This is a genomic window from Candidatus Kaistella beijingensis (genome assembly GCF_020084865.1).
Lineage (GTDB): Bacteria > Bacteroidota > Bacteroidia > Flavobacteriales > Weeksellaceae > Kaistella > Kaistella beijingensis.
The window spans coordinates 1,900,110-1,917,612 of the sequence record NZ_CP071953.1 but is presented as its reverse complement, the minus strand read 5'-3'; the positions used below and the strand labels follow the sequence as shown (position 1 = coordinate 1,917,612).

The 17,503-nt window shown below is 35.5% G+C and carries 18 protein-coding genes; 13 read left to right on the top strand and 5 right to left on the bottom strand.

Translation table 11 applies throughout. The features are described from left to right. Positions 1 to 15: 15 nt before the first annotated feature. The 3 genes from J4771_RS08935 to J4771_RS08925 form a co-directional block, all read right to left on the bottom strand. The gene (locus J4771_RS08935) at positions 16 to 573 is read right to left on the bottom strand and encodes a Maf family protein (RefSeq protein ID WP_224134637.1); all 558 of its coding nucleotides are present in this window, start codon (positions 571 to 573) and stop codon (positions 16 to 18) included. Positions 574 to 658: 85 nt separating this feature from the next. Further along, positions 659 to 1,177: a KdsC family phosphatase gene (locus J4771_RS08930; protein WP_224134636.1), complete on the bottom strand. Its 519-nt coding sequence runs from the start codon at positions 1,175 to 1,177 to the stop codon at positions 659 to 661. Further along, positions 1,167 to 1,919, bottom strand: a complete 753-nt coding sequence (locus tag J4771_RS08925; RefSeq protein ID WP_224134635.1) for a Rossmann-like and DUF2520 domain-containing protein — start codon at positions 1,917 to 1,919, stop codon at positions 1,167 to 1,169. The genes J4771_RS08930 and J4771_RS08925 overlap by 11 nt, the downstream gene beginning before the upstream one ends. A 93-nt stretch (positions 1,920 to 2,012) precedes the next feature. On the opposite strand from J4771_RS08925, the gene J4771_RS08920 reads away from it, so the two are divergent. The 8 genes from J4771_RS08920 (at position 2,013) to J4771_RS08885 (ending at position 9,103) form a co-directional block, all read left to right on the top strand. Continuing rightward, the gene (locus J4771_RS08920; protein WP_224134634.1) at positions 2,013 to 2,564 is read left to right on the top strand and encodes an RNA polymerase sigma factor; all 552 of its coding nucleotides are present in this window, start codon (positions 2,013 to 2,015) and stop codon (positions 2,562 to 2,564) included. 48 nt (positions 2,565 to 2,612) lie between these two features. Continuing rightward, complete coding sequence (locus tag J4771_RS08915) at positions 2,613 to 3,278, top strand: hypothetical protein (RefSeq protein WP_224134633.1); 666 nt, start codon at positions 2,613 to 2,615, stop codon at positions 3,276 to 3,278. A 7-nt stretch (positions 3,279 to 3,285) separates the two neighbouring features. Continuing rightward, the gene (locus tag J4771_RS08910) at positions 3,286 to 3,795 is read left to right on the top strand and encodes a hypothetical protein (protein ID WP_224134631.1); all 510 of its coding nucleotides are present in this window, start codon (positions 3,286 to 3,288) and stop codon (positions 3,793 to 3,795) included. Between the two features lie 130 nt (positions 3,796 to 3,925). After that, on the top strand, positions 3,926 to 5,722 hold the full coding sequence (lepA, locus tag J4771_RS08905; protein WP_224134630.1) for a translation elongation factor 4: 1,797 nt from the start codon (positions 3,926 to 3,928) through the stop codon (positions 5,720 to 5,722). Positions 5,723 to 5,774: 52 nt separating this feature from the next. After that, on the top strand, positions 5,775 to 6,506 hold the full coding sequence (locus J4771_RS08900; protein ID WP_224134629.1) for a TIGR04255 family protein: 732 nt from the start codon (positions 5,775 to 5,777) through the stop codon (positions 6,504 to 6,506). Then, positions 6,506 to 6,952, top strand: a complete 447-nt coding sequence (locus J4771_RS08895; protein ID WP_224134628.1) for a hypothetical protein — start codon at positions 6,506 to 6,508, stop codon at positions 6,950 to 6,952. Before J4771_RS08900 ends, J4771_RS08895 begins: the two co-directional genes overlap by 1 nt. After that, positions 6,915 to 7,367: a DUF7689 domain-containing protein gene (locus J4771_RS08890; protein WP_224134627.1), complete on the top strand. Its 453-nt coding sequence runs from the start codon at positions 6,915 to 6,917 to the stop codon at positions 7,365 to 7,367. Before J4771_RS08895 ends, J4771_RS08890 begins: the two co-directional genes overlap by 38 nt. A gap of 41 nt (positions 7,368 to 7,408) precedes the next feature. Beyond that, positions 7,409 to 9,103: a M14 family zinc carboxypeptidase gene (locus J4771_RS08885; protein WP_224134626.1), complete on the top strand. Its 1,695-nt coding sequence runs from the start codon at positions 7,409 to 7,411 to the stop codon at positions 9,101 to 9,103. A 137-nt stretch (positions 9,104 to 9,240) separates the two neighbouring features. Here J4771_RS08885 and J4771_RS08880 read toward each other — a convergent pair whose 3' ends face one another. Then, on the bottom strand, positions 9,241 to 10,122 hold the full coding sequence (locus tag J4771_RS08880; RefSeq protein ID WP_224134625.1) for a cupin-like domain-containing protein: 882 nt from the start codon (positions 10,120 to 10,122) through the stop codon (positions 9,241 to 9,243). 163 nt (positions 10,123 to 10,285) lie between these two features. Between J4771_RS08880 and J4771_RS08875 the strand changes: the two genes are divergently transcribed. Both J4771_RS08875 and J4771_RS08870 read left to right on the top strand, forming a co-directional pair. Continuing rightward, positions 10,286 to 12,979: a TonB-dependent receptor gene (locus tag J4771_RS08875; protein ID WP_224134624.1), complete on the top strand. Its 2,694-nt coding sequence runs from the start codon at positions 10,286 to 10,288 to the stop codon at positions 12,977 to 12,979. A 96-nt stretch (positions 12,980 to 13,075) separates the two neighbouring features. Next, entirely contained in the window at positions 13,076 to 13,363 is a 288-nt protein-coding gene (locus J4771_RS08870) for a hypothetical protein (RefSeq protein WP_224134623.1), read from the top strand. A gap of 87 nt (positions 13,364 to 13,450) precedes the next feature. On the opposite strand, the gene J4771_RS08865 is transcribed toward J4771_RS08870, so the two are convergent. Next, entirely contained in the window at positions 13,451 to 13,948 is a 498-nt protein-coding gene (locus J4771_RS08865; protein ID WP_224134621.1) for a DinB family protein, read from the bottom strand. A 128-nt stretch (positions 13,949 to 14,076) separates the two neighbouring features. On the opposite strand from J4771_RS08865, the gene J4771_RS08860 reads away from it, so the two are divergent. The 3 genes from J4771_RS08860 (at position 14,077) to feoB (ending at position 17,460) form a co-directional block, all read left to right on the top strand. Continuing rightward, a complete protein-coding gene (locus J4771_RS08860) occupies positions 14,077 to 14,973 on the top strand; it encodes a GLPGLI family protein (RefSeq protein WP_224134620.1) in 897 nt (298 codons plus the stop codon). Positions 14,974 to 15,114: 141 nt separating this feature from the next. Continuing rightward, entirely contained in the window at positions 15,115 to 15,369 is a 255-nt protein-coding gene (locus J4771_RS08855; RefSeq protein ID WP_224134619.1) for a FeoA family protein, read from the top strand. Between the two features lie 54 nt (positions 15,370 to 15,423). Continuing rightward, positions 15,424 to 17,460, top strand: a complete 2,037-nt coding sequence (gene feoB, locus J4771_RS08850) for a ferrous iron transport protein B (protein WP_224134618.1) — start codon at positions 15,424 to 15,426, stop codon at positions 17,458 to 17,460. The last annotated feature ends 43 nt before the right edge of the window (positions 17,461 to 17,503 follow it).

Sequence of the window (17,503 nt, the reverse complement as noted above, 5' to 3'; positions counted from 1 at the left end):
ATTTTTAAGAACGACTTATTCCAAATCTTTTAAAATAGAATAAATCAAATGCGTAGGAAGTCCCATAATCGTATAAAAACTTCCCTCGATTTTTTTGATTTTTGCCATTCCCAACCATTCCTGAATTCCATAGCTTCCAGCTTTATCGAACGGCTTATATTTTTTGAGATAAAAGTCACATTCTGAATCGGTTATAGACTCGAATTCAACATTGGCGACATCGGTCCTAGAAATGGTTTTATCTAAAGTTTTAATTGTAATAGCAGTGAAAACTTCATGAGTTTTTCCTGAAAGTTTTTCCAGCATTTCTTTCGCATCATTTTCATCTTTTGGTTTACCCAAAATTTCTCCATCCATTGCAACAACCGTATCGGAAGTAATTAAAACTTCACCTTCTTTTAATGTTCTGAAAGCATTCGACTTCAATTCTGAAATGTACGCTGCAACACGTTCTGCAGGTAAATCGCTTGGAAAATTTTCATCACATTCGATAGAAACCACTTCAAAATCAAAACCCAAACTTTGAAGCAATTCTTTTCTTCGAGGAGAATTTGAGGCTAATAATATTTTCATGCAAATTAATATAAAACGTTGTTTTTTTGGACTAATCACGATTTGTCCCTAAGAAGAACGATCAAACGCTCCCACACTCAAACCCTCAAACACTTTTTGTGTCGTCCAAAATCCATTTTCCCTGAAATTTCATTACCTGCTCAATCACATCGCGCACCGCCCCTTTTCCACCTGGAATAGGACAAATATAATCGGAAATCGCTTTTACTTCTGGAACAGAATTTTCAGGACATGCAGAAATTCCTGAAATTTTCATCATCGAAATATCGGGTAAATCATCGCCCATTGTGAGAATTTCCTCGTTTTTTAAATTGTATTTTTCCTTAAATTCTTCAAATTTTTCTAATTTGTTCGAAATCTTCGCATAATAATCAGTAATTCCTAAATAATGGATTCTGTTTCTCACCATTGGATCGTCTCCTCCCGTAATAACGCAGATTTTGTAATCGTTTTTAATGGCTTTCACCACCGCATAACCATCGAGAACGTTCATCACTCGACACATGCTTTTATCCGGCATCAAGTAAACACTTCCGTCGGTGAAAACGCCGTCTACATCGAACACGAAAGCTTTTATATTTTTTAAATTCGATTTATAACTCATACATTTTTTTTATGGATTCGTTCATGGTTTGGTAGATTTTCAAATGTTCTTCATCTGAAATTAAACTTTCATGAATTTTTAAAATTCTACCATCATTTCTTACGGCGGGACCGGTTTGCGCTAATTTCGGTTCAACTTCGTGAATTTTAGAAACCGTTTCATCAATCAAAGGAAGAAAATAATTAAAAGGTATGTTTTGAGAATCAGAAATTTCTTTCGCTCTTGCAAAAAGATGGTTTACAAAATTACACGCAAAAACTGCGGTTAAGTGAATATATTTCCGTTTTTCATAATCGCTCTCCATTACATTTTTGGAAATTTTAAAAGCAATTTTTTTTAAAGTTTCAACATCATTTTTATTTTCTGCTTCAATAAAAAACGGAATTTCCGCGTAATTTAATTCTTTGGATTTCGAAAAAGTTTGAAGCGGGTAAAAACTTGCCTTTCTATAATTTCCGTCTAAAATTTCTTTTGTTAAAGAACCAGAAGTATGTGCAACCAAACAGTTTTCTTTAGTAATCATTTTTGAAACTTCCGCGATGGAATCGTCATTCACACAAATTATATATAAATCTGCATCCGTTAAACCTATTGTGGAGAAAGGAATGTTCAACTCATCAGAAATAGCCTTTAAATCATTTTCATTTCGCCCAAAAATTTGGGAAACTTCAATGTGATTTTGATGAAAAGCTTTGGCTAAATGATACGCAACATTTCCGGAACCGATGAGGACAGTCTTCATATCAACAAAGATAATTATTTTGGTTTGGACTAAAAATTGAAATAATTATTTAACTTTTAACTAAATTTACCATCAAAACAACGAAGCATCTCAATGAAGATTAAGGAAAGCGAAATTATAGCGTTGATGTCCGTCGAGAGAACACGCAACAAAGGTGTTCAATTGATGATGGATGCTTACCAAAGCAGATTGTATTGGCATATTCGCAGATTGATTGTGGATCACGATTTGGCGCAGGATGTTTTGCAGGACACTTTTATTAAAGCGTATCAAAATTTCCATCAATTCAAGCAGGACAGCCAATTATATACTTGGTTGTACAGAATTGCGACAAACGAATCACTACAGCAACTCAACAAGCTGAAGAGAATGCAGAAAACTGATGAAGATGCTGAATATTACCTACAAAATCTAGTTGCAGAAAACGTGGAATCGGATGCAGAAGAAATACAGATTTTGTTGCAGAAGGCCATCCAAACCTTGCCCGAAAAGCAGAAATTGGTTTTCACGATGAGATATTACGAAGATTTACCCTACGAGGAAATATCGCAAATTTTGGATATGTCGGTCGGAACTTTGAAGACCAATTATCATTACGCGAAACAAAAAGTGGAAGATTTTTTAAAAGCAAATTACGAAGAATAGTTTTTAAGAATCTGAACTTTAAAATCTGAAAAGCAAGACCACGACCAAATGAAAAATTTAGATATAGAAAATTTAGAACGCAAAAACATCTTCAAAACACCCGAAAGTTTTTTGGAAGAAATGCAGGGAAAAGTCTTGCAGCAAGTTTCTTTTGGAAATGAGTTCGACGTTGAGAATTTGGAACGCAAGAATATTTTTAAAACACCTCAAGGTTTTTTTGAAAATATGCAGGCAAAAGTTTTGCAGGAAGTTCAGCCGGTTGAAGCCAAGAAAGAAGGCAGAATTGTGAAGATGAACTGGGTTTATGCGGCCGCTGCCGCAATCACGATGTTCTTTGGAATTACGTTTTTCGTGAATCAAGATAAAGTTGCAGATCCCGTGTATGTTACAGAAAATGTTGCTCCCGAAAACAATGAAACACAGCCTGCAACTTATTCAGAGCCAGATTCTAAGCCACAAAATGAAGAGGTGGTTGCACTGAAAACTTTAGAGGAAGATTTAACTTCCGCAGCTCCCGCAAATCAAAAAATAAGTATAAAACCAATGACCATCGCTGCAACAAATGTGGAAAGAACTACGGCAAAGAAAAAGGAGTATGTGCAGCAAAATCCAGAAATTCAGGTAGACCAAGTTCTATCTAGCTTTACTTCCGCAGAATTGGCAGATTTAGGCAAAAATGTAGAACAGGATATTTATCTGGATTTGTATAACTAAAAAACGTATGAAAAAGATTTTATTAATACTGATTATTTCGGGTTTAGGCTTGCAAAATACATTTGCACAGGAACAGAAGTACGACTGGAAAACAATGAAGCCCGACGAAAGGAAAGCAATCATCCAGAAAATGAGTCCACAGGAAAGAATGTCTTTGTTGAAACAGTTTCGTCAAAATATGGTTGTTTCTCAATTGGATGTCCCGCAAAATGATCAGGAAGAGTTTAAAAAACTTTACAACGAATATCAGGAAAAACAGAATGAAATAAAAAGCAAGTTCAAGCCCAATGAAGATTATGAAAATATGAGCGATGAAGAGGCAAAACAGCAATTAAACCAAAGTTTTGAAGTAGGTCAACAATTGCTCGACAACAGAAAAGCATACTCGCAAAAATTCATGAAAGTCATCAAACCGCAACAGGTGTTGCAGATGTACCAAACTGAAGGCAGAATGCGAAACAAAATTTTAGACAGAAAAGAAGACGGACCACAGCGTTCGCAGAGTAGGCGACCATAATAGTTTATTTTTTTAATGTTTGAGCGACCTCTACAGAAATTTTTGTGGAGGTCGTTCTTTTTTAATACGCTAAAATTTAAACCCTTATTAAAGCGAAAAACACTAAATTTGCAAACTATCTGAAAAATCAATGAAAAACATACGAAATTTCTGCATCATTGCACATATCGACCACGGAAAATCAACTTTGGCGGATCGGCTTTTGGAATATACCAATACCGTGACGCAGCGTGAGTTGCAATCCCAAACCTTGGACGATATGGATTTGGAAAAAGAACGAGGAATCACCATAAAATCTCACGCCATCCAAATGGATTATGAGTTGAATGGGGAAAAATATATTTTAAACCTTATCGACACACCGGGACACGTGGATTTTTCTTACGAGGTTTCCCGTTCCATTGCAGCTTGCGAAGGTGCGCTTCTAATTGTTGATGCCGCGCAAAGTATTCAGGCTCAAACGATAAGCAATTTATATTTGGCGTTGGAAAATGATTTGACGATTATTCCTATTCTGAACAAAATTGACCTTCCTTCCGCAAATCCTGAAGAAGTAACCGATGAAATCATGAACTTAATCGGTTGTGATTATGAAGATGTTTTGCGCGTTTCTGGAAAAACCGGAGAAGGAGTTCATCATCTTTTGGAGCAAATCGTGGAAAGAATTCCTGCTCCAGTTGGAGAAGAAAACGGACCGCTTCAAGCATTGATTTTCGACTCGGTTTACAATCCTTTTCGCGGAATTGAAGCGTACTTTAAAGTCGTGAACGGAAGCATCAAAAAAGGAGAAAAAGTAAAATTCATGGCGACGGGTAAAACTTATGACGCCGATGAAGTGGGGACTTTAAAATTAAAACAAGCTCCAAAATCTGTTATCAAAACAGGTGACGTTGGTTATATTATTTCAGGAATTAAAGATGCGAGAGAAGTAAAAGTTGGAGATACAATTACCTCTTTTGAAAATCCTGCTACAAAGGCAATTGAAGGATTTGAGGAAGTAAAACCCATGGTATTCGCCGGAATTTATCCGATTGAATCTGAGGATTTTGAGGAATTAAGGGTTTCATTAGAAAAACTTCGTTTGAACGATGCTTCTTTAGTATTCGAGCCGGAAAGTTCTGCGGCGCTCGGTTTTGGTTTCCGTTGCGGATTCTTGGGAATGCTTCACATGGAAATTGTTCAGGAAAGACTGGATCGTGAGTTTGACATGAACGTGATCACCACTGTTCCAAACGTTTCTTATCACGGTTATTCGAAGAAAGATCCGGAAACTGCAATTCTGATCAATAACCCTTCGGAAATGATGGATCCTATGACGATGGACCGCGTGGAAGAACCGTATATCAAAGCTTCTATCATCACCAAGTCTGATTTTGTTGGACCTGTAATGACTTTATGTATCGAGAAACGTGGAGAAATCGTGAATCAAAGTTATTTGACTTCCGATCGTGTGGAATTGGTTTTCAATATGCCGTTGTCTGAAGTTGTATTTGATTTTTATGACCGTTTAAAATCCATTTCAAAAGGTTATGCTTCTTTCGATTATCATCCGATTGGTTTCCGTGCCTCGAAATTGGTGAAGATGGATATTTTGATTAACGGCGATATGGTAGATGCACTTTCCTCATTAATCCACGAAAGCAACGCTTATTACATCGGAAAAAGAATGTGTGAGAAATTGCGCGAACTGATTCCGAGACAGCAGTTTGATATCGCGGTTCAAGCCGCTTTAGGAGCGAAAGTTATTGCGAGAGAAAACATCAAAGCGTTGAGAAAAGATGTTACCGCAAAATGTTATGGAGGTGATATTTCACGTAAAAGAAAACTCCTTGAAAAGCAGAAAGAAGGTAAGAAAAAAATGAAACAAATCGGTAGAGTAGAGGTTCCACAATCTGCATTTATGGCGGTGTTGAAACTGAATGATTAAATATTTTTTTCCATTTTTTTGATTATATTTGTAAAACTAGATATCATATATAATGTTTAAAACTTATTCTAATTCTCCTATAAAGGAAGCAATATTAGATATAAATCTAAAAGAGTTGAATCTAATTGATTTTGATCAAGCAAGAGAAGACGTTAAGAAGGTTTTGCCAAAAGGTTTTAAACTTGGAAATAATATAGTAAGTTTTGGTGGTGAAATAAAAATAGCAAAAGGAAAACCTGAAGTCGTTTCATCAAAAGAAATTCTCCAAGGTTTCATAATAGAAAAAAATAATATAAAATTACAATTTCGAAAAGATGGTTTTAGCTTAAATTTCCTTTCCCCTTATTCAAATTGGGAAGAGTTTTTCACTTTAGGAAACCTTTTTTGGGAAATTTATAAAAACATTTTTAATGTTTCTCAAGTAGAAAAAATTAGTTTAAGATATATTAATGAAATAAAAATCCCTTTACCAATAGGTGATTTTGAAGATTATATTGTTAATGTGCCTCCAATTCCAAAATGTTTACCACAAAATTATTCACATTTTTTTATGCAGATAGAAGTGCCTTGTGATAATGGTTTTGTTGCTATAGTTACTGAAACCGTTCTTCAACAAAAAGAAAAATATGTTTTACCTTTTGTTCTGGATATTAATATTCAAAAATTCATTAGATCTGAATTTACCAACAAAGTTTTTAAGGAAGAATTTAATTATATGAGGAGATTGAAAAATCTTATATTTGAGGATTTTATAACTGATAACACTAGAAATCTTTTTGAATAATGAAATTTGATATTGAATATAGTATTCCCTTTTCTCAACAGGGAAAGAGTGTATGTTCTTCATTTTCAAATAGTGTAAGACTTTTTGAAGGAACAAGCTTGTTTGTTAAGCATAAAAAAATTAGTGTTGAATATAGAGAGTTTTTAAAATTAAAAAAAGCATGGAAAGAAGAAATAATTTTTGAATCAAATTTGAACAATATTTTTTCTAATTCCAATTATATTAATATTATTAAAATTGGTAAGACAGCACTTCCATGGATTATTAAAGACTTAAAAAAAGGAGGGGGATATTGGTTTGTGGCCCTTAATAAAATTACTGGGATTAATCCGATTAAAGAAGAAAATAGAGGAGTATATGAACAAATGAGAAAAGATTGGTTAGAATGGGCTGATAAAAATTATTTGAATGAAAGATCAATTATCATTACCGAAAGAATTTCCTAATTCCTCTAAAGATCCTTTCATAATAACAAGTCCAATTACAAATTCATACAATTGTATAGCTTGGGCTTTTGGAGATACAACAAAATGGTATTGGCCAGATGATTATTTTTTTGGATTCTGGCCTCAAGAAATTAATCGAGAATGCACACTACAATCCTTTATAAACTTATATAAATTAATTGGATTTGAAGTCTGTGAAAATGAAAAATTTGAAGAAGGGTTTGAAAAAATTGTAATTTTTACAGATAATAATAATATTCCAACTCATGCTGCAAAACAAATCAACGATTCCTTATGGAGTAGTAAGCTAGGAGGCCATCATGATGTAAGCCATACAAAGTTTTCTATTGAAGGAGGTAATTATGGTAATTTTAATGTAATTATGAAAAGAAAACTAAATGAATTAATAAAATAATCACAACATTACTTTTTATATTCGTTTAAATTTTCCTCTCAATGAAAAAAATCACACTACTTTTTCTCCTTCAAACCGTATTTTCTTTTGCTCAAGATTTCAAAACCCCTTACGAAAAAGGCAACGGTAACCAAACCACCACTTATGAAGAAATGGTGAAATATTACAATGATCTCGACCAAAATTTTGAAACGATTTCTATTGAAAACTTTGGTAAAGACGACGGCGGCGAACCGATAAAAGTTGTTGTTTTTAATAATACAAAAAGTAAGAAAAATCCTGTAATCCTCATCAACAACGGAATTCATCCGGGAGAACCCGACGGAATTGATGCGACGATGATGTTGATGCGGGATTTGGCATCAGGAAAAATTAATGCAAACAATCTGAGAATTGCCGCCATTCAATGCTACAATATTTCAGGAATGTTGCGAAGGGGAAGCTTTTCAAGAGCCAATCAAAACGGTCCGGAAGAATATGGTTTCCGAGGAAATGCGAGAAACTTTGATTTGAACAGGGACTTCATTAAGAACGATACCGAAAATGCTAAAAGCTTTCAACAAATTTTTCAAGCTTTCAAACCGATTTATTTCATTGACAATCATGTGAGTAACGGTGCGGATTATCAATATTTATTCACTTATATTTCTACCAATAAGGAAAGATTGGGCAAAAAATTAGGCGATTATTTCAACCAAAAAATGCAGCCACAGATTTTGAGAGAAATAGAAAAGAAAGGAATTCTTTGTACGCCTTATGTCAATATTCACGGCGATTCTCCCGATGAAGGTTTTCCTGCGTTTATGGATTCACCGCGTTATGCGACAGGTTATACCACGCTTTTCAATACTTTGGGAACCGTTGCCGAAACGCACATGCTAAAACCATACAAAGACCGAGTTAATGCGACTTACGAATATATGCTGAGTTCCATTAATGATGTTGAAAAAAATGTTGCTGAAATTCAAAAACTAATGTCGGAAAGCTTCACCGAATTACAACCTGGAAAAAAATATCCCATTCAATGGAAAATCGACAGTACAAAATTTCAACTGATTGATTTCAATGGATTTGAAGCGGAAAAAAAAACAAGCGAAGTTTCAGGAAAGCCAAGACTTTTTTATGACAGAACCAAGCCTTTCACACGAAAAGTTAAATTCTTTAATGAATATAAACCGACCAAAGAAATTACGATTCCTTCTTATTATATCATTCCAAAATCTGAAAATAAGGTGATTGAATTTCTAACAAGAAACAATATAAAAATACAGCCCATTTCCAAAGATTCTTTGATGAATATTGAGGTTTACAAAGTTGCAGATTTCAAAACGGTGAAAAATCCCTACGAAGGTCATTATCTTCATTATGACACGAAAGAGAACAAAGAAAATACGAATGTTAAATTCAGAAAAGGTGATTATTTGGTTTCCACAAAACAGGAAGGCGTGAAGTATTTGCTCGAAACATTGGAACCGGAAGCAACGGACTCCTTCTTCAACTGGAATTTTTTTGACGCCATTTTAGGACAAAAAGAATATTTCTCAGACTATGTTTTTGAAGATACGGCCGCAGAATTGTTAAAGAAAAACCCGCAACTTAAATCAGAATTTGAAAAGAAAAAAGCTGCCGACAAAAAATTTGCAGAAGATGGAAATGCTCAACTGGATTGGGTTTACAAGAATTCAGAATATTATGAAGGTTCGGTTGGGCTTTATCCGATTTATAGAATTCTATAGCAATTATTGGTGAGTGGGTGAATTTTTAAAATCGGAAAATCTTTACCCAAAATTTTAGAAATTATTTCAAAAGAAAAACCCAGTAAAATCTACTGGATTTCAATTTTAACGCTAATTTCCCACAAACTCACACCCACTTATTTAGGAAGTCCGTTCTTCAAAGCATAATTTGCTCTTTCGACCGCTTTTTTCTCTTTCCAATCCATGTATCTTTTTTTGTAGCGGCGTTTCATGAAGTTGTCAAAATTTCTTTGAACGGTCAAATTCCACAGCGAATGTGCTTTCACCGCCCAAGATTTATCCCACGCTCTTAAAGAAATCGAGAAACTTCCATCCAAATATTTCATCCAATGCCACCATCCAGTCGGCATAAACAAAGTGTCGCCGTGTTCCAGGAAACATTCAATTCCTTCAACTCCGTCTAATGCGGGAAATTTTTCAAAGTCGGGGTTTGAAATATCATAATCTTCCAAGGCATAAGTTGCGTAAGGAATTTGATAAAGACGTTCTTTCCATTTATAGTCGAACAACAAAATATGTTTTCTCCCATTGAAATGCGTGTGGAAAATATGCGCCATATCGATATCGAAGTGCAGAAAAGTTACTGAACCTTTTCCGCCGAAAAACATATTCGGATATTTGTCGAGAAAACCGCCCATCAAGTCTTTTGGTGAAATGTAGTCTTGCAAAAGTTTCGGGGCAGATTTAATTGGATCGAATAGAAAAATCCTTAAATCCGTTGGTTTCTCCTGAATTAGATCGATGTAATCACCGAACTTCATTTTTGCTGCGGAAGCGTTAATCGGTGCAGAAGGATCAGCTTTTGAAGAATCGTACAGCGGAACTTCAACATCTCCAACGACTTCTTTCATGTAATCCATCGTCCATTTTTGGTAAGCGGGCCATTTTCTTGCCATATTTCTAATGACAACTGGTTTTCTCGGCTTTAAATATTTTTCCCGGAAATCCTGCTCGGAAATGTCTTCTACAACGTCGATTGGTTTTAAATGAAGTCCCATGTTAACTCAATATTAATTTGCAAAATTAATAAAAAAGAAATTCGATGCTCAAAATTATGATAGTTTTTATCAAAAAGGGAATTTGTTTTTATTATGCGGCTAATTGCAGATGAGATATGTAACAAAAGTGCGTAAAACAATACTAATTTCCTAAAATGTTTTCATGAAAAATTATTCACTTTTATTATTTTTTTTTCTGTCGATTTTTACTTTTGCCCAAAAAACCGTGTCAGGAAAAGTTACTGATTCGGACGGACAACCCGTTCCAAGCGCAAGTGTAACAGTGGAAGAACCTGGAAAAGATGCAATTATCGCCTATTCCATTACCAATTCTAAAGGAGAATATAAAGTAACTTTTACCACTCCCGAACAAAATGTGGATCTGAAAGTGAAAGCATTCAATCAAAAACCGCAGACGAAATCCATCAAAAATGATAATCAAACCCTCAATTTGTCGCTGGAATCGGATGCCACTGAAATTAAGGAGGTGAAGCTGAAAGCCAAAATGGTCACCAAACGTGGCGACACGATTTCTTACGATATTAAAGCTTTTGAAAGTAAATCCGACCGAACTTTAGCCGATGTTCTAAAAAAAGTTCCCGGAATTGAAGTCAACAAAGACGGCTCCATTCTTTATCAGGGTGAACCGCTCGGAAAATTTTATGTCAACGGAAAAGACTTAATGGAAGGCGGTTACGGAACCATTAACAATTCTTTGCCAACCGATGCCGTGCAAAAAGTGGAAGTGATGGAAAATCACCAACCCGTGAAAATTTTGCAGGATAAAGTTCCTTCCGACCAAGCTGCTTTGAACGTGGTTTTAAAGAAAAAAGTCACCATGACAGGAAGAGGAGAAGTTGGCGCAGGTTTCAATCCGTTGCTTTGGAATCTGAAACTGACGCCCATGTTTTTCGGGCAGAAAAATCAATGGGTGGTCAACTATAAAGCCAACAACAATGGCGAATCGGTGGAAAAAGAAGGAAATCTCCTCGCTTTCGGAAACCGTTTTGAAGGAAGAAGAACTCAAGCTTCGCAAAAAGATTGGATTTCCGTGGAAAGCGCGACCGTTCCAAATCTTCCCGAGAAAAGATATTTGATGAACAACGTGCATTTCTTTTCTGCAAATGTTTTAACCAATCCGTTTAAAAACAAAGAGTGGGAACTGAAAGCAAGCACGAATTACATTAACAATGCGATCGAAAGAAAATCCTCAACAACAACAATTTATGAACCCTCCACAAATCCGGGAGGTTTTCCCAACGGAGCGACGGTTGTTGAAGATTTCGCCAATAAATTTTACACGAATTCCGCAAAAGGCGAATTGATTTTTACTAAAAATGCCAAGAAAGGCTTCTTTAAAAATACCACCACATGGAACAGCTTTTGGAACGCAGACCGCGCCTTGGTTCCTTTTAGCAATGGAGCAAAATTTTCTGACCAATCTATGGAATCACCGACCAATAATTTTACCAATTCATTGAGCACGATTTTACCTTGGAAAGAAAAACTTTTTAATGTGATGAGTTACGTGAATTATCAGACGGATAAACAAACGCTTGTAACAGGACCGGGAAGTTATTCGGGAAATGTTTTTGGTGGTTATGATCATCTTCAACAAAATTTGAAATTGAAAACTATGGAAGTAAATCATTCCGCTTCGGTTGGTTTTTCCTACAAAAAATGGACTTTCACTCCTGAAGTTGGGTTGAATATGAACTTCAATAAAATGAATTCGCTACTGAGCGGAATAAACAACAGCAATCCAATAGGGTTGGGAAATTCTTTTGAGAACGATATTCAGTGGAATGAAATTCAACCTTATACCCAAATTGGTTTAAACTTTAAATCAAGCAATTTGAATTTGAATGTTAACTTGCCAATGAATTTTTACGGAATTGATTATCAAGACCATATTCGAAATGTTTCACGTGAAATTAGTAAAACCGTTTTCGAACCAAGTATGTTTTTGAGTTATGATTTTGCATCGTTCTTTAAAATTTGGGCGTTCGGAAACGTGAATTATAATTTTGGGAATTTCGGCTCGCTTTACGGCGGAACATTAATGACTAATGCAAAAAATTACGGAATTAGAAACAGCGAGCTGCCGGAAACTTTAAGCAAAACCATCGGTTCCAGACTTGAATATAGAAATCCGCTCAACAATTTGTTTTGGAATGTGGGTTACAACACTTCGATGACGGATAATAATTTGATTCTAAGCACGAACCAAATTTATGATCCAAGTAATCAAACAATTGTAACGGTCACAGAAAATATTCTGTACGACAACTCCACAAAAAGTCAATCAGCTAGAGCAGAAATCGGAAAATATTTCCCGAAATTCAAGTCCAATATTTCGACAAGTTTTTCCAACCGTGATTCCAATAATCTTCGATTGTTGAATGGAAACACTATTGAATCAAAAAACAATGGGCAAACTTTCGGATTCAAATTCAACAACACCTATTTTTCCTGGATGAGTTTGGATTACAATATTTCGATGAGTTGGAACAAAAACAAAAATCTTTTTGATTCCACAGAGTTTAAATCTTCAGGTTGGAACCACAATTTGGCAGTATTCTTCTATCCGTTGGAAAATCACACGATTGGATTCAACTGGGACGATGTGTCGAGCAAAACAGGAAATGAAAATTACAGAAACTCTTTCTATGACCTTTCTTACCAATATACTTGGGCAAAAAAGAAAATCGATTTCGAGGTGAAATGGCTGAATATTGCCAATAAAAAATTGTACGAATTAATCTCCGTGGATGCTGCAACCAATTCTGTTTCCCGAACAGCGATTGATATTCGACCAAGTCAGTTTATGTTTACCGTGAAGTTTAATTTTAAGTAACATTCAATAGGGGCGGGCTTTAGCCCGCTCAATTGATGAAATAAACCTTCAACTGGTTTTAGCCAAAATTTATCACATTAGAAAGGAATCAAAAAATTGAAAGAAATTAAGGAAGAAGTACTCAACACGCAGGGAAGAGACATTCCTTTCACCAAGAAAAAACCGATTGAAGTTAATCGCCAACAATATGTAAAACAGCTGAAACAATACGAAAACGATCCCGTTCAAGGAATGCGTGAAATTATGAATCAGCCCAATTCCAAAATAAAAATCAACATCAACGGAAAGGAAATTTCCGACCCAAAAGAAGTTCTCCGCGCAATGGAACAAAACGCGAGAGAAGAAATGAAGAAAAATAATAATAAGATTGAGTTGATACCGTAGAAGCTCAATATTTTTTTGTCACAATAAAAAGCCCGCTCTTTTGCAAGAACGGGTTTCATCATTTATTTAACATATTTAAAACAAAATCTAAAAACTTTGTTCATCGGCACTTGGTCCGTAACTTCCCGGAACGGGAATATCATTCAATCTGTAATAAACACCTAATTGCGCTCTATGATGGGTTATTTGATCTAAAGAATGACGAATTGCGCCATATTTTGACCATTCCGCCAAAACTTGGTCGCCCATTCTCATCGTCCATTTTGGATCGAGAGCGGATTCGTCCACATTTTCCAAAGCCTCTTTTCCGGCATTGTAATCGTCTTCTAATTTTTTTTGAAGTTCCTCTTTAGAATTCAAAATCGTTGGTTGATAATCACCTTTCGCAAAATCCACTTCAGAAGTGTTTAAAATCATTGCGGGCCAAGCAAAAACTTCCGCAATATGAGTTGCAAGCGGCATCATCTTCATGCTTTTTTCATGCGGTGCGTAATCGTTTTTACCATCAGGAAAACTGTCGATAAACCTTTTGGTGGTTTCATATTCCTGTTTCAATTCTCTTTTCAGATTTGGCAAGGTTTGCATATCGTTATTTTGTGAAGCTAAAGTTAAGATGATTTTTGTGATGAAAGTTTTAAAGAAATTATAAAATTTTCATAAATTTTTGTAACAATGTGTTGGATGTGTTTACTAATTGATAAAATTCAAAAACAATGAAAAGATTTTTAACGCTGTTCTTTTTAGCAACTTTTTTTGCATTGAACGCGCAGGAAACGGCAAATCGATTTTTTTATGAGTTGAACTTTAAACCAAAGAAAGATTCTGTGAAAACCGAAAAAGTGATGATGATTCTGGATATTACCAAAGACAAATCAATTTACCGTGACTATACGATGGTTGCGCAAGATTCCATTGTAAAAGTTCAGGTGGAGGAAATGCAGAAAGCTGGAGTTTTCAAGGATATTTCAAAATCGATGACGATGCCAAAATTTTCTGAAAAGATTTACAAGTTTTATCCAGACATGAAGGTGCAGTATGCAGAAAGAATTTCCAGTGGTTTTACGCCAATGAACATCGGATATAGCGAAGATTTAAAATTTGACTGGAAAATCTCCAACGAAAAACAAAAAATCGGATCTTATAACGCACAGAAAGCCACTACAGATTTTGGCGGCAGAAAATGGATCGCATGGTTTACAACCGACATTCCTTTGCAGGACGGACCATATAAATTCCATGGACTTCCTGGTTTAATCGTGAAAATTGAGGACGACGCTAAAAATTATTCCTGGGAGTTAAAAGGAAACAAAAAAGTTAATAACTTCAGTGAGATCACTTACCTAGAATCCATTGCTCCCGGTGGAAACGGTGGAAAAGTGCAGGAAGTGAGCCGAGAAAAATTCGAGAAAACCTTTGCAGATTATAAAAAAGACCCATTCGCATCAGCAAGACCCATGTTGAAGCCAGAAATGTTGTCGCAAAAAATGCCAGGAAGCGACCTTACCATCGGTGAGATGGTGAAACAACAGGAAAAAATGTTAAAGGATTTCTACGGTGCAAACAACAATCCGATTGAAATTCCCGCGGCTCCCGTGAAAGCCAAAAAATAGCATTCATATTCACTAAATTATATTTTTAAAACCTTGATTCAGTTTCTGTTTCAAGGTTTTTTATGACTAAAATCAGTTCTAAGCAAAACCTTATTTAGATTTAATTTAAATAACGTATATTTGCCCTTCAAAAGATCAGAATTGAAAGGAGAAATTTCTAATAAATTGTGCTGCTTCCCGAGAAATAAAAACGGGAAAATTCTCGGCTATCAAAACGACGACCTGAAAATGCCCAACAAAATCATCGAAATGGGACTTTTACCGGAAACCGTTTTCAAGATTCTTTATCAAGCACCTTTCAAGGGTCCGCTTTATATCGAGTTTGGCGACGAGAAAAGTAGAATTGCACTTCGAGAAGAAGAAGCAAGGTTTATTATTGTGGAATCTTTAACCTAAATAAAAACGTCCTGAAAGTCCCTCTCCTTTGGAAAGGGATTTAGGGAGAGGATAATGCAGCAAACTGAAAACAATAAACAGATTCTTCTAGTCGGAAATCCCAATGTGGGAAAATCCACTGTCTTCAATTTGCTCTGCAACAAAAAGCAAAAGACCGGAAATTACGCCGGAGTTACCGTTGCAAGTCATTCCGGAAAATATGTTTTTAAAGATGAAGAAGTTGAAGTCATTGATTTGCCTGGTTCTTACAGCATTTATCCTACTTCCGAAGACGAAGCGATTTTCTCCAAATTTTTGATTGATGAGCAGCAAAATTATGCGGGAGTTGTCTATATTCTCGAAGCATTGAGCATTAAAAGAGGGTTGCTCCTTTTTCAGCAAATTCAAGATTTGGGAATTCCTATTTTACTTGTTGTCAACCAAATTGACCAAGCCGAAAGACGCGGAATCAATATCGATTTAGAAGGGCTTTCAAAAGAATTGAATGTAAGAGTTCTGCAAACCAACGCAAAACAAAATCAAGGAATTGAAGAGCTTCGTGATGAAATCTTTAAAAATAGTTTTACTAAATCAGAAACCGTTTCTTTTGAAATTCCGTTAGAACAAAAAGGTTTGGTTTTCAAAATTTTAACCGAAACCAAAGAAAAAAATCAATACAAAATCTGGACTTTGCTCGCATCCGAAACTTATCTCGGAAAATTGGAGACGGTAAAAGACCAAATGAATGACGATGAGGTTAAATGTTTGGTTCCGAAAAGATTACAGACCCAGGAAACAATCAGGCGTTACCAAAAAATCGATGGAATTATTTCTAAAGTTCTTTCTAAAAAACCACAATTCAAGGAACTCTTAACGGAGAAACTAGACAAAGTTTTAGTTCATCCGTTTTGGGGATATGTAATTTTTGCGACGATACTTTTAATTATTTTCCAAAGTGTTTTCTTTTTGGCGGAATATCCTATGAATTGGATTTCAGATTTTTTCCTCGGGCTTTCAACTTTTGCCAACGAACATCTTCCGGAAGGACCAATCAATTCCTTAATTGCAAACGGAATTATTCCTGGAATTGGTGGTATTGCAGTTTTCGCTCCACAAATCGGGATTCTTTTATATTTTCTTTATCTCCTCGAAGATTCGGGATATATGGCGCGAGTTATTTTCTTGATGGACCGCTTTTTACGACCGTTTGGGTTGAACGGGAAAAGTATCGTCCCGCTCGTTTCGGGAACGGCGTGCGCAATTCCTGCAATCATGTCCACGAGAAATATTGAAAATGTAAAGGAAAGGTTGATCACCATTCTCGTAACGCCTTTTATGACGTGTTCTGCGCGACTTCCTGTTTACAGTATTATTATTGGTTTGATTATCCCCAACAAATATTTTGGTGGAATCAGTTACAAAGCATTGGCTTTAATGGCGATGTATTTCCTTGGATTTTTTATGTCTTTAATGGCGTCATTGGTTCTAAAAAAAGTCATTAAAAGTAAAGGAAAATCGTTTTTAGTAATGGATTTACCGTCCTATAAAATGCCACTTTTTGGTTATGATTTAAAATTGACTTTAGGAAAAGTTTGGGAATTCATCACAGGAGCAGGGAAAATTATATTCCTGTTTTCGATCGTGATTTGGTTTTTCAGTTACATTGGTCCCAAACAGAAGGAAAATGAAATCGTTGCCACAAACGTGAAATTGGAACAATCTTATCTTGCCAAAATGGGACGAGGAATTGAACCAGCCATTGCACCACTCGGTTACGATTGGAAAATGGGAGTTGGAATTTTGACAAGTTTCGTAGCGAGAGAAGTTTTTGTAGGAACCATGTCCACTTTATATTCTCTTGATGATGAAGCTCCAGAAGGAAAAATAATCGACAAAATGCGAAGCGACGTAAAACCAAACGGCGAAAAAGTCTTCAGTTTTGCGACGGGAATTTCGATTCTTTTTTTCTATGCTTTTGCAATGCAGTGTGTTTCGACTTTAGCTGTTGTTTACCGGGAAACCAAATCCTGGAAATGGACGATGGCGCAACTTTTCGGAATGTCGGGATTCGCTTATATTGCGTCTTTGATTGTTTATCAGCTATTAAAATAGTTTGATTTTATTTGATAAATTTGGTCTTGTTTGAATTTGTTGT